Source organism: Urbifossiella limnaea (assembly GCF_007747215.1).
Classification (GTDB): Bacteria; Planctomycetota; Planctomycetia; order Gemmatales; family Gemmataceae; genus Urbifossiella; species Urbifossiella limnaea.
The window spans coordinates 4,356,508-4,369,020 of sequence record NZ_CP036273.1; the positions used below are offsets into that span (position 1 = coordinate 4,356,508).

9 protein-coding genes are annotated in these 12,513 nt (G+C 69.6%); 3 read left to right on the top strand and 6 right to left on the bottom strand.

Going from position 1 to position 12,513, the window contains the following annotated elements; translation table 11 throughout:
* Positions 1–82 precede the first annotated feature (82 nt).
* Positions 83–1,609 (bottom strand): serine hydrolase, encoded by a 1,527-nt coding sequence (locus tag ETAA1_RS17875; RefSeq protein ID WP_145240807.1) that lies wholly within the window; start codon positions 1,607–1,609, stop codon positions 83–85.
* Between the two features lie 127 nt (positions 1,610–1,736).
* Here ETAA1_RS17875 and ETAA1_RS17880 point away from each other — a divergent pair, with 127 nt between their 5' ends.
* Positions 1,737–2,492, top strand: coding sequence for a class I SAM-dependent methyltransferase (locus ETAA1_RS17880; RefSeq protein WP_202920200.1), 756 nt, complete (start codon positions 1,737–1,739; stop codon positions 2,490–2,492).
* 48 nt (positions 2,493–2,540) lie between these two features.
* Here ETAA1_RS17880 and ETAA1_RS17885 read toward each other — a convergent pair whose 3' ends face one another.
* Together ETAA1_RS17885 and ETAA1_RS17890 are read right to left on the bottom strand one after the other, a co-directional pair.
* Entirely contained in the window at positions 2,541–5,045 is a 2,505-nt protein-coding gene (locus ETAA1_RS17885; RefSeq protein ID WP_202920201.1) for a zinc-dependent metalloprotease, read from the bottom strand.
* 131 nt (positions 5,046–5,176) lie between these two features.
* Positions 5,177–5,788 carry a precorrin-2 dehydrogenase/sirohydrochlorin ferrochelatase family protein gene (locus ETAA1_RS17890; protein ID WP_145240813.1) on the bottom strand — a complete coding sequence of 204 codons (612 nt, stop codon included), beginning with the start codon at positions 5,786–5,788 and terminating at the stop codon, positions 5,177–5,179.
* A 44-nt stretch (positions 5,789–5,832) separates the two neighbouring features.
* Here ETAA1_RS17890 and ETAA1_RS17895 point away from each other — a divergent pair, with 44 nt between their 5' ends.
* Positions 5,833–7,008: a WD40 repeat domain-containing protein gene (locus ETAA1_RS17895; protein ID WP_145240815.1), complete on the top strand. Its 1,176-nt coding sequence runs from the start codon at positions 5,833–5,835 to the stop codon at positions 7,006–7,008.
* A 122-nt stretch (positions 7,009–7,130) separates the two neighbouring features.
* On the opposite strand, the gene ETAA1_RS17900 is transcribed toward ETAA1_RS17895, so the two are convergent.
* The gene (locus ETAA1_RS17900; RefSeq protein ID WP_145240817.1) at positions 7,131–8,666 is read right to left on the bottom strand and encodes a Gfo/Idh/MocA family protein; all 1,536 of its coding nucleotides are present in this window, start codon (positions 8,664–8,666) and stop codon (positions 7,131–7,133) included.
* Between the two features lie 190 nt (positions 8,667–8,856).
* Here ETAA1_RS17900 and carA point away from each other — a divergent pair, with 190 nt between their 5' ends.
* Complete coding sequence (carA, locus tag ETAA1_RS17905; RefSeq protein ID WP_145240819.1) at positions 8,857–9,963, top strand: glutamine-hydrolyzing carbamoyl-phosphate synthase small subunit; 1,107 nt, start codon at positions 8,857–8,859, stop codon at positions 9,961–9,963.
* Positions 9,964–10,002: 39 nt separating this feature from the next.
* Here the strand turns inward: carA and ETAA1_RS17910 are convergent, their stop codons facing one another.
* A complete protein-coding gene (locus ETAA1_RS17910; protein ID WP_145240821.1) occupies positions 10,003–11,280 on the bottom strand; it encodes a hypothetical protein in 1,278 nt (425 codons plus the stop codon).
* A 17-nt stretch (positions 11,281–11,297) separates the two neighbouring features.
* Complete coding sequence (locus tag ETAA1_RS17915; protein WP_145240823.1) at positions 11,298–12,512, bottom strand: hypothetical protein; 1,215 nt, start codon at positions 12,510–12,512, stop codon at positions 11,298–11,300.
* Between the last annotated feature and the right edge of the window lies 1 nt (position 12,513).

Sequence of the window (12,513 nt, forward strand, 5' to 3'; positions counted from 1 at the left end):
TTCGGAACGAGCGTAATGGCGGCCCAAAAACGATGGCAGGTGCGACCATCCTGAGATCCGCGAGTCACCGACCGTAGGCGGGTCACTTCTTACCCGCCTCGCGGCGGAAGTCCTGCTCCAGAAAGGTCAGCCCCTCCACGTCGCCGTTCGTGCCCAGGCGAAACCGCACGTCCAGTGTCGTCCGGTCGAACGACACCACTTCATCGCGCGGCTCCACTGGCACCGCGGTGAACGTGTCGAAGTGGTAGTGGTCGAGCCGCAACGCCAGTCGGCCCCAGCGGAGCATCAGTTTGCCGTCGGCCTCCGCCACCACCGCAGTGCCGTAGGCGCGGTCTTCGTACCGGCCCGCGTATTTCTCCGGGGCAAGCGACGGCTTTGTGTCCTTCTTCTGTTCTTTGTCGCGCTTCACCCGGGCGTTAATGACGTTCAGTTCCGCGAGGGCGAAGCCCTCCTTGTGGAACTTCACCCAGTCCTCCAAGGGCAGGCCCAGCGCCCGGTCGAGCACGGACTTCGTTACGACCTCGGGCAGGGCCGATGGGCGGAGGTTACACGCCACGAACACGCCGAGCTTCTTTTCCGGGATCATCATGCACTGCGCCCGGAAGCCGGTCAGCGTGCCGCCGTGCGACACGCACTTGTGCCCGCGGTAGTCGTGAACGAACCAGCCGAGGCCGTAGCTGGCGTACGCCGTGCTCTTGGCCGGGAAGAACGGCGCGAACGCCCCGTCCGTCTTCACCACCATCTGCGGGCTGTGCATCTCCTTCAACTGCCGGGCAGGGATGACGTCCTTGTCGCCGAGCTTCCCGCCGGCGAGCTGTGCCCGTAGCCAGTTGCCCATGTCGCGGGCGGTCGAGTTGATGCAGCCGGCCCCGCCGGCGTGGTCGATGTCGTCCCAGATGATCGGCGTGATCGACCTGTCGAACCCGCGGTAGTGCGGCGTGGCGTGATCGGCCGCGGCCTGCCCGGCCTTCGCCGTCCCGCTCGTGGACGCCATGCCGAGCGGGTCGAACAGTCGGGCTTTCGCGGCGGCCGCCCAGTCGGAGCCGTTCAGCTTCCCGGCCACGACCCCGGCCGTGGTGAATGGTACGTTCGCGTACTCCCACGTCGAGCGGAACGACGTCGACGACTTGGCCCGGCCCCAGCGGCGGATCAGGTCCGACGTGTCGGCGGTATACGCGACCCACAGCATGTCGTGCCGCGGCATCCCGGTGCGGTGCGAGAGGAGGTCGCGAAACGTGACCTCACGGTCGGCCAGCGGGTCGGAGAGGCGGAACAGGTCGAGGTGGTCGGAGACGCGGTCGTCCCACTTCAGCTTGCCGGCGTCCACGAGCTGCGCCAGCAGCGCCGCGGTGAACGGCTTCGAGCACGACGCGATCGGGAAGACGGTGTCGGGCGTGACGGCCGCGTCCCCGCCGAGCCGGCGGACGCCGTAGCCCTTCAGGTGGATCACCTTGTCGTCCTTCACCACCACGACCGCGGCACCGGGTGCCTGGAACTCCTTGAGTGCCGACTCGACGACGGCGTCGACGTCCTTGGCCTCGAGCACCGGCTCGGCCGCCGCGGCGCGGACCGGGGCGAGGGCGAGGACGAGCGCGAACAGGCTGCGCATGGCGGGCTCCGGGTGTGGCGTCTCGCCGCCAGTTTACCGCGGCGTGGGGTGCGACGCGATTCGCACTTCGGGTTGCCGGGGTAGTCGTCAAGCGGGTACGCTCCGTGGTCACCGGAGGGGGAGCACGATGGCGACGGACTACGCTCAGGAGCGGGCTTTCTTCGACCGGGTGGCGTCGGCCACCACCGTGACGCCGATGAGCCGCGACGTCCTGGAGAGGTACGCGGCCCCGCGGCACCCGCACCTGTTCGCCAAGGAACTGATGTTCCGCCTGGCCGGCGACCTCCGCGGCAAGCGCGTCCTCGAAGTCGGCTGCGGCGAGGGCGTGGCGTCCGTGCAGCTCGCGTACTGCGGGGCCGCCGTGGACGCCGTCGACATCTCGCCCGTGTCAATCGACGTGGCCCGCCGCCGGGCCGACACAAACGCTCAGGACGTGACCTTCCGCGTAGCCGACGTCACGCGCGAGGACTTGGCCGATCCCGGCACCTATGACGTGGTGTGGTGCGACCTTATCCTCCACCACTTAACCGATTCACTCGGCGCGGTCATGGACGGCGTGTGGCGCTGGCTCAGGCCCGGCGGCGTCTTCATCGCCCGCGAACCCGTCGCATACGCCGGCTGGCTGAAAGCACTGCGCGGGCTGGTGCCCGTGGCGGTGGACGCGACCGACGACGAGCAGCCACTCCGCGACGCGGAGTTCGATGTGATCCGGCAGCGCTTTCCGGATCTGAAGCGGCGTTACTTCCGCATCCTGGCGCGAGCCGACCGCATGGGTGCGGGCCTACCGCTGCTGCGCGGATTAGCCCGTATGGACAACGCTCTGCTCACGCTACCCGGCACACAAGGGCTCGCCGGTAATGTTGTGGTGTGGGGCACCAAATGACGAAAGCCCGGGGACGGCTGTCCCCGGGCTTCGCCCGTGGTCACGCGCTTACTGTTTGCCCTTCAGGATGTCGCGGACCTCGGCCAGCGCGTCCTCAAGGTGGGCGGCCGTCGAGGCGTCCTTCGCTTTTGGCGCGGCCGCGGCCAGCTGCGTCTCCAGCCGCCGGAGAGCGACCCGACCCACAGCCCGCAACTCGCTCGCCCGGGGCGCAGTGTCGCCGATCAGCGGCAACTTCGGGGCCGGTCCCGTCGTCGCTGGGCCGGCAGCCGGGGCGTCCACGAACTCCTTCTTCAGCACTTCGATGTACCCCCGCTGCAGCTGCCGTCGGAGCGGGTCGATCTTCGGGTCGGCCGCCTTCAGCTCGCTGAAGATGCCGTCCTGCAACTCGTTCACCAGCCGGCTCGCGGTGTACGCCTTGTCCCCGTCCTGGAGTTCGGCGTCGAACAGCCGGGCCAAGCGGGTCGAGGCCAGCAGCGATCCCAGCAGCGCCCGCTGCTGGGAGGCCACGTCCGAGGCCACGCCCGTGTAGCGGAACTGGTTCACCACCTTCGGGTCGATGATCTTCGTCGGCGTGGTGAAGGCGTTGTCGAGCAGGAATTTCACCGCCGCGGCCTGCTTGTCGGCCGGGACGCGGACGAACGTGATGTCGCCGCGGCCGGCCAGCGTGCGGTTCTCGACCACGCCGCCGACCTGCTTGGCGACGGCGCTCAGCCACCGGCTGCGGTGCCCGAGCACTTCCTTGTACGTATCCTCCAGTAGCTTGTAGTCCTCGCCCTTCGTGGTGGTCGCCTTCACGAGGTGGTCCATCACCCGGTCGAGGTTCTTCAGCCCCATCGCCGTGGCCCCGATCGGGTCGCTGCCGATGTTCTCGGTCAGCACCGTGGGGTCCACCTGGCTCGGGCCGTCTTCGCCGCCAAAGCGGAGGAACGGGTCTTCGATCTGCTTCGCGGCCCACTCGTCGAGCTTGGCCCGCTCGGCCTCGGGCGACGACGCCTCGGGGATCGGCCGGTAGCCCCAGTTGATGGCGAAGAAGTCGTACGGCGCCATCACCGGGATCAGCGACTTGACGCCGTCCTCGGGCTGGGCCACGTAGTTGTAGCGGCCGTAGGACATGATCGACGCCACGCTGCCGTTCTTCGCGGTGAACGCCGGGTCGCGCAGCTGCGCGATGCTGTACGCCTGGCTCGCCCGGTGGTTGTGCCGCAGCCCGAGCGTGTGCCCGACCTCGTGCGCGGCGACGTACCGGATCAGCTCGCCGGTCAGGTCTTGCGGCAGCGGCAGCTGGCGGGCCTTCGCGTCCACCCCGCTGCACTGCACGAAGTACCACATCTGCGTGAGCTTGGCGATGTCGTGCCAGAAGACGATGTGCGACGAGATGATCTCGCCGCTCCGCGGGTCGTGGACGTGCGGCCCCATCGCGTTGGCGACCGGCTCAGCCACCCACCGGATGACGGAGTGCCGGGCGTCCTCGGGGTCCCAGTTCGGGTCCTCGGCCGGGGTCGGGGCGTCCTTGCAGACGATGGCATTCTTGAACCCGGCCTTCTCGAACACCGGCTTCCAGTCCTCGACGCCCTTCTTCAGGTACGGCCGCCACTGCTCCGGCACTTCTCGGCTGAGGTAAAACGTGATCGGCTTGACCGGCTCGCTGACCTCGGCCGCGGGGTCCTTCTTCTCCAGCCGGTAGCGGGTGATGAACTCGCGGCCTTCGGCCCACCCGCGCGGGTGCGAGTAGTCGGTGAACGACTCGGTGAAGTAGCCGACGCGCGGGTCGAAGTAGCGCCCCATCATCGGCGTCTCCGGCAGCATCACGAGGCTCTGGTGGACGAGCGCCGTGGTGCTCTTGCCGCCACCGCCACCGCCCAGCGGGCTGCCGAGCCCACCGCCACCGCCGCCGCGGAACGTCAGCAGCGACCGGGCCTCGATATTCATCGGGAACGCCTTCACGTCACTGATGTACGACCGGAGTTCGTCGATCCCGCTGCCGCCGCCGCCGGCACGCGACAGCGAAAGGTCAGCCAGGCCGCTGAGGAAGAGGTTCGTGACCGTGATGACGGCCGACCGGTCCTTCCCCTCGGCCTCGACGTTGAACATGGCGATGATGCTGTCGGTGCTGCTGGCCTCGACGGCGGCCTGGACGGCCTTGCCGGTGGCCCGCTTTTTAAAGCCGACCTTCCAGAGGTAGACCTTGTTGCCGCGGCGCTCCCACTTCAGCACCTCGTCGCCGAGGCCGGCGCCGCCCCAGCTGCTGCCGCCCGGACCTTTGGCCACCTCGGCCTGCCAGAGCATCAGCTTGCCGAAGGCGTCCTGTGGGATCTCAAACATCACCTTCTCGCCGATCTGGTGGACGGCGAAAACGCCCGCCTGCGTCTTCGTTTCCTTGGTGACGACCTCGTCGTACTTCTTGAGGTCGCCGGACTTGGGCGGGGTGAACGGCGTCTTGCCCTTCGGCGGCCCGTCGGTGGGGGGGCCACCCTTTTTCTCTTGCGAGTAAGCCGCCGGGAGCAATGCCGTCATCGCCGCCACGACCGCCGCGAACAGGAGCCGCGCAGTCATACCGCCTCGTAGGGGTAGAGAAGGATTGAGGGCTGGGGAGACTGGGGACATTGTAGCGGCTGAGAGAAGCGGTACCACTTACGAACACGCGGAGCGGTGCGCCGACTGCCGTTACGACCGGCGTAACCCGCTCATCCGCCCCGCACTACCTCTATCATCGCGGCCCGGACCGCCTCGGCGCCCTCGGAGCGAAGTCGATCGAGCCACGGCCAGTCGGCGAAGCCGTCGAGCAGAACGCGACGCCGGGCCGGGTCGCTGACCGTCACAAACACCTGGCCACGGACCTCGTTGAGGAGTTCAACCCACGCCTCAAAAGTGGCGTCGAACTGATCGGCGAGTTGGTCGCGGACGCGCCGGGCGAGTGCGGGTGAGGCGCCGCCGGTGGCGACGGCGAGCGTCAGCCGACCGGCCGCGTGGACGGCGGGGAGCGTGAAGTCGCCGTCGGTCGGGTTTGTGGCGGAGTTCACCCAGATGCCGCGGGTTCGACCGTCGGCGACGACCCGGGCGTTGACCTCGGGAGTTGCGCAGGCGAACACCAGCGCCGCACCGCTGAGCTGGTGCGGAGCATAATTCTCACACCGTATTGCGAGGCCGGGTACTCCCGTGACCGAGCTGACGGCGGGATCCACGACGACGACGTGCGCCCCCGCCGCCGCCGCGGTCGCCGCCTTACGCCGGCCAACGGCCCCGTATCCGACGACGACCACCGTCCGGCCAGCCAGGTCAAGCGTCACCGGGAACATGGTGCCCTCCACGCATATCCTAGCCGGTGAACGGGAGGACCGCCGTGCGTCGCGTTAGCCTGATGCTCGTCCCCGCGATGCTCGTCTGCGGCATCGTCGCGGCGACCCTGTGGCAGCTCTTCCAGGTACCCGTCACCGGACCGGCCGCCCCGGAGGTGGCTGTCTGGAAAGAACGACTCGACGAGGTGCCAGTCGAGATCGAGCACCGGCCTGGGAGCGAGCCGTTCCAGGCGTCGCACGGGGCGGACGGGCTTACCGTGCGTCGCGGCAGCGACCGGTTCGAGTTACGCCACCGAATACCGTTCGTGAACGGCACCGCCTTCCCGTCGCCCACGGACGGCCAGACCGTGCGCTGGAACCTCGACGGCCCGCTTCTGATCGGCGGCCGGCCGGTCGCGCAACACCGTTTCCAGCCACAGCCGCTCGACGCCACGCCCATGGAGTTGATGTGGGACATCAAGAATCCCTCGGACGCGCCGCGCGACTCGCTCTCGGCCGTCTGGTCGCGGGCCGGCCGCGTCCTGGTGACGGCCCACGGCGACGGCGTGATCCGCGTGTGGGACGTGGACAAGGGTACGGTCCGTACCGCAATCGAGCCGCCGGCGCCGACCGACGGCCGCAAGCGCTGGGGGTTCAAGGCGGCAGTGTCGCCGGACGGCAAGACTGTCGCCGCGGCTAACGTGCAGGCGGCGGCGGTGACGCTTTGGGAGGCCGACACGGGGAAGCTGCTCGCCACGCTTACCGAGCCGGGCGGAAAGGTGACAGGCCTACGGTTCATGAGCGACCGGACGCTCAGCGAGGATCGCGAGGGCAAGAGGTATTTCCGCGACCTGACGGGCGACCGGGCGATGGTGCAGGAGATCGGCTCGGCCGAGCCGTGGGTGACGGCCGAGACTGTGGACGGCCGTCTACAGGCCATGTCCGATAGCAAGTCGCTGACGCTCAGTGATGTGACTGGAGGGATGCATCACTTGCTGTGGCGGCCGCGGCCGGCGCCGGCGACCGCCTTGGTCTTCTTCGCCGACGGAAAGACGCTCGCCGTCGGCGCCGCGGACGGCCTGCGACTTTACGACACGGAGACGCGCCGCGAGCGCGGCTGGATTCAGACGCTCAGCATCCGATCGCTCGCCGTCTCCGCCGACGGGGCGTTCCTGGCGGCGGCAATGGAGCACGGGCCGGCGGTGCTGCTGTGGCGGACCGCAGACCTGCAACCGCGATGATTCTCATCCGGATTTTTGTTTCCGCGGAGCGTGGGCCGGGTCGCGGAAACAAGTGCATCCGCGAGAGCAACCGCCCGACTCGTAGCAACTCTCGACGGGAATAAGCCTTGCGGCAGCCCGCATCATCCCGCAGGATCGCGGCCGTTCTTCCACGACCCGGCCAGCTTCTGATCGGCAGGCGGGAACAGTGTGCGGCCGGAGTCTGAACCGGACCATCCGGCGATCGTCCCCGGCGGCGTCCGACCCGCGCTGCGCTTGACCCAGCGCTCGGCCCAGTCGCCGCTCGCTGCCGCCACCTCCCGGCGCTCACGGTCCCAGTACACGGGCGCGTTACCGGCCCAGACGCTTGCCTCGGCCATCGCGCACACCGTCGCCCCGACCGCGGCCAGGTCCGGCGGGCAGAACGTCGATTGCCGTCGCGCACCCACGCACTCCAGGAAATTCTCCCACAGCGCTTCCGTCTCGTTCCGCGGCGGCTCGACCGTCACCACACTCGTCGGCTCCGGCGACCGCGGAGAGCGGGCCGGGTAGCTGGCGCCGCGGTGCGGGTCGTCACGGAACAACTGGAAACCGCCGCGGACGAACCGCAGCGCCCCGAGCCGGCCGCGAACGAGCTCGTCCGTCGGGAAACCGCTCACGGTCGCGGCCGTCGCCACGAGTTGCAGGCCCTCGTCGTAGTCGGCGACGACCGTCGCCACGTCCGGGACGCTGCGGCCGTCGGCTTCGAGCACGATGCCGCCGCCGGCGGTCACGCGTGCCGGCTCGCGCACGCCGAGCGCCGCGACCATGTGCGTAACGGGATGGCACAGTAAGTCGGAGAGCGGGCCGCCGCTCAGCTCGCGAACGCAGCGCCACTGCGCGAACGCGGCGCGGTCGAACGGCAGTTCCTTCGGCGACGGGCCGAGCGGCTTCCCGGCGAACTCCACGCGGTGCCCGAGAAACCGGTCCCAGTCGACCGTCCGCGGCGTCATCTCGCGCGCCAGGCGGTAGTAGCGCCACTGGCCGCGGGCGTCGTTGCGGAAGGCACCGGTCTGGGCGTGGCCGACGTGGCCGAGGGTGCCGGTACGGATCGCGTCGAAGGCCCGGACCCACACCGCGTCGGCCATCCCCTGAACGCCGACGGTGACGACGCGGCCGGTGTGCCGCCAGGCGTCCACGACTGCCACGGCTTCCTCGGCGCGGCGCACGAACGGCGCTTCGACCAGCACGTCCTTGCCGGCGCGGACGGCGTCGACGGTCATCTTGCCGTGCCAGTGGTCGGGCGTGGCGATCACCACCACATCGACATCGGCGCGGTCCAGGACGCGGCGGTAATCCTTGGTGACGCGGCCGGCGTCGGCGGGGTCGAGGCCGAACTTGCGGGCTGAGGGGTAAAGCCCTTGCGAGTACTTGCGGCGCGTCGTCTTGCCGCCGAAGACCACGTCGTACTCGTCGTCGAGGCCGTCCCACACGTCGCACACGGCGACGGGGACGACGCCCTTCCCTTCGCGCGCGAAGCGGGCCACGAGGTCGATGTGGGCCTGGGCGCGGCCGCCGCACCCGACGAAGCCGACGCGCAGCCGGTCGTTGCTACCGGCGACGGCGGCGTAGCTGCTCGCGGGGAGCGACAGGGTGGCGGCAGTGCCGAGGAACTTGCGACGGTCGAGCGGGGGTGCCATGCGGTCAGGTACTCGAGTTCGGTTGCCGCTCGCAGCTTCACGCCGGGCGGCGCAACCTGTTGGCCTACCGGTTCTGACAACGCACGCCCCGGAGTAGTTCCCATCTTACTCGAACCGACGGCTCGCCGCCGTGCGCCAAACCACTAAGATTGGTCTGGTTTGCGCCCCGCACCCCGAACCCCACCCGGAAATGCAAGCGAAACTGGCCCTGGAAGACGGCACCGTGTACACCGGCCGGGCGTTCGGCGCCGCCGCCGAATCGGCCGGCGAAGTCGTGTTTAACACCAGCATGACCGGCTACCAGGAAATCCTCACCGACCCCAGCTACACGGGCCAAATCGTCACCATGACGTACCCGCTGATGGGCAACTACGGCACCACCGCCCTCGACGCCGAGTCCGACCGAGTGAGGGTGGCCGGGTTCGTCGTCCGCGAGCTCACGCAGGTGCCGAGCAACTTCCGCAGCACCCGCGACCTCGACGGCTACCTTCGCGCGGCCGGCGTCACCGGCATCGAGGGGATCGACACGCGGGCACTCGTCCGCCGGCTCCGCGTCCGTGGGGCGATGAACGGCGTGCTGTCGGCGACGGAGTCGGACGACGCCAAGCTGGTGGCGAAGGCGAAGGCCTTTCCCGGGATGGCCGGCCGCGACCTGGTTCGCGAGGTGGTGCCGCCAAAGCCGTTCACCTGGACCGAGGGATTCGGCCGGTTCGCCGAGCACGTGCTGCCGGCGCGGCCCGCCGACCGGCACGTCGTCGCCGTTGATTACGGCATGAAGTGGAACATCCTCCGCTGCCTGACGCAGGTCGGGTGCAAGGTGACCGTCGTGCCCGGCACCGCGACGGCCGACGAAATCCTGAGTTACGACCCGGACGGCATCTTTCTGTCGAACGGCCCCGGCGACCCGGCCGCGGTCGGCTACGCCATCGACGCGGTGAAGGGCGTACTCGGCAAGAAGCCGGTGTTCGGCATCTGCCTGGGTCATCAACTGCTCGGACTGGCGCTGGGGGCGAAGACGTTCAAGTTGAAGTTCGGCCACCGCGGGGCGAACCAGCCGGTGCTGGACCGGCGGACGGGCAAGGTGGAGATCACGACGCAGAACCACGGCTTCTCGGTGGACCCTTCGACGCTGCCGGCGGGTGCCGAGCCGACGCACGTGAACCTGAATGACCAGACGCTCGAGGGGCTTCGGCACACGGGGCTACGGGCATTCAGCGTACAGTACCACCCTGAAGCCGCGGCCGGCCCGCACGACAGCAGTTACCTCTTCGAGGAGTTCCGCACGCTGATGGGCTGAGCCGGTTTCGCCGCCCGCGGTGTCGCGAGCGGCGTTCAGTCACTTCTTCGCCGGAGGCCCAGGGTCGTACGCCGGGATCGGGTGCTTCGCCTCCCACTCGGCCCACTTCCGCTGCGCCCGGTCGCGGTCCTCATCGGCCATGAATGCGTACGTCGGGTACGGGTTCTGGACCGGGTTCAGGTTCGCCCCGGGGGCCGTCTGGAACCCGTACTCGTGCAGGTTCTGACCCGTCTCGGCGATCAGCAGCGCCAGTGCCACGTCGCGCAGCTGGCAGTTCGCCTGGATCGGTTGGCCGTTGGGGTTCTGCCCCAGATACACCGCCCCGACCAGCGTCTCGTTCTTCAACTGGGCCTTCAGGAACGGGTGCTCGGCCTTCTTGTTCCGCTGCACCAGGAACGTCAACGACTGCCCGCGGGACATGCCCTGCACGCCGTCGGCCGTCGCCGCCCGCCGCAGGATCGGGGTCATGTCCCTCACCTGACTGAGGTTCGGGTACGTGTTCACCAACTGACTCAAATCCTCCGGGCTGCTGCGGGTGTCGACCCACCGCAGCAACAGCTTCTTGTAGGCCTCGCCGTGCGCGTGGCCGGTCGGGTTCGTAGCGACCTGCAACGACTGAGGCTTCTGCGCCAGCATGGCTCCGTTGATGAACGTGAACGGCCCCGCCCGCGGGATGTCCGCCGAGGGGATCACCGTCTCGCCGAACAGCACGGTGGCGATGTCGGCGAGCGTCGGCTGCTTCGGCTGCGGGATGGGGCCGAACCCAACGCGGCCGAAGGCGTTCGGCTGCTCCGCCAGGTACACCGCCAGCCGCCGGTTGCCGACGGCGATGCCGCCCTCCCGCTTCGACCCGGCGACGGCCGTCAGCACTTCGCGGTTTTCGGGCGCCTTCATCAGCTCGGCGAAGAGCGCCCGGCTCGGGCGGTCATTACCGACCTGCTCGCGGAACTGGTCCCAGCCCGGCAGGTCGTGAGTTTTCTTGCCGTCGGCGTCGGCGACGAAGGCGTCGATGCGGAGCTGCAGGTCGGCGGCTTCGGCCCGCGGCAAGAGGCGCGCGGCGCGGGCGCGGACTTCGTAGTCCGGCGACCCGGCCACGGCTTCTAGTAGCGCCGGGCGGGCGGCGCGTCCGAGCTTGGCGAGTTCGGCCGAAGCCTCCTCGCGGGCCTGGTACGACGGGCTGCCGAGTTGCCGGACCAGCAGCCGGGCCTTCGCCAGTTGCTCGGCCGGAATGTCGACCGCGGGCGCGGGCTCGTCGGCGCGGCCGGTCCCCACGACCGCCGCGCCCGCCACCACCAGCACCGCCCACAGCCGAGGCATGGGAAACTCCGGGAGTGCTACCGAAGCTGACCGAAGTCGGGGTTCGCCGCCCGCCACGTCGTCCACTTCGCGAACGCCGCCGCCCGCCGGTCCGCGGGGAGCGTCCACAGCGTGTAATTGTAGCGGGCCGTCCGCTGCGGGTTGTTCGACAGCTCGTACCCGTACTCGGTCGGGTCTTGCTCCGTCAGCAGGATGGCTGAGGCGAGGGCGATGTCGCGCAGTTGAACCACCTTCGTGGCTGCCTGGGGTGGGACCGGGGCGGCGAGCGGCGCCGCTACCACGACCCCGACCGAGCGCACGACCGACTCGTCCTTGAACGTCGCTTCCAGCGCCGGCAGGAACTTCGGGTTGCCGGACTTGGCGACGTGCATGGCCGCCTGCGCCTTGTTGAGCGCGGTGACGCCTGCCGTCTGCAGCATCCGGGCGCCCAGGTCGGCGACCTCTGGCAGTTCCAGCGCCGTACCCACCGACAGCGCCTGCATCATGACCGTTGCGTCGTCGCGGCTGGCGACCCACTTGCCGGCGATGGTGCGGTACACCCGGGCCTCGCGGCCGCCGCCGTTCACCGCCGTGGCGAACCCGGGCATGGTGAACACGATCACGCTGCTCGTGGTCCGCGGGATGTGCTTCGAGGGGATCCGCGACTCGGCCAGCATCAGCGCCAGCAGTTCGACCACGGGCGGCTCCTGCACCTGGCCGGTGCGCGTGCCGGTGAGTCGCCGCTGGTAAATCTCCTGCTTCCGGGCGGCGATGCGGGCGCCGAGGTCTTGCGGCGCCAGGTCGGTCATCACCAACTCGCGGCCCACGGGATTGCTGACGATCTCGGCGAACACCGTCCGCGCCGCGGGGCCGCACCCGGCGGTGACCTGCAGGAACTCGCCCCAGCCCGGCAAGTCGTGCTCAAACTTTCCGGCCTCGTCGGCGACGAACACCGCGAGCCGGGCCTGAACGTCGTCGGCGCGGGCGCGCGGGTAGAGCGCCTGGCAGCGGGCGCGGACCTCGGCGCTGGCGTGCTTTGTGATCCCCTCGGCCAGCGCCGGCACGGCCCGGCGGCCCATCGCCGACAGTTCTTCTTGTGCCTTCTCGCGGTCGTCGAACCGCGGGCTGCCGAGCTTTTCGACGAGAGCCGCGGCCCGGGCCTGCTCGGCCGGCGGCACCGCGAGGTGCTTGGGGTCCGGATCGACCGGCGGGGCGGCGGGTGCGATGGCTGCGGTGAGGACGAGCCCGAGCATG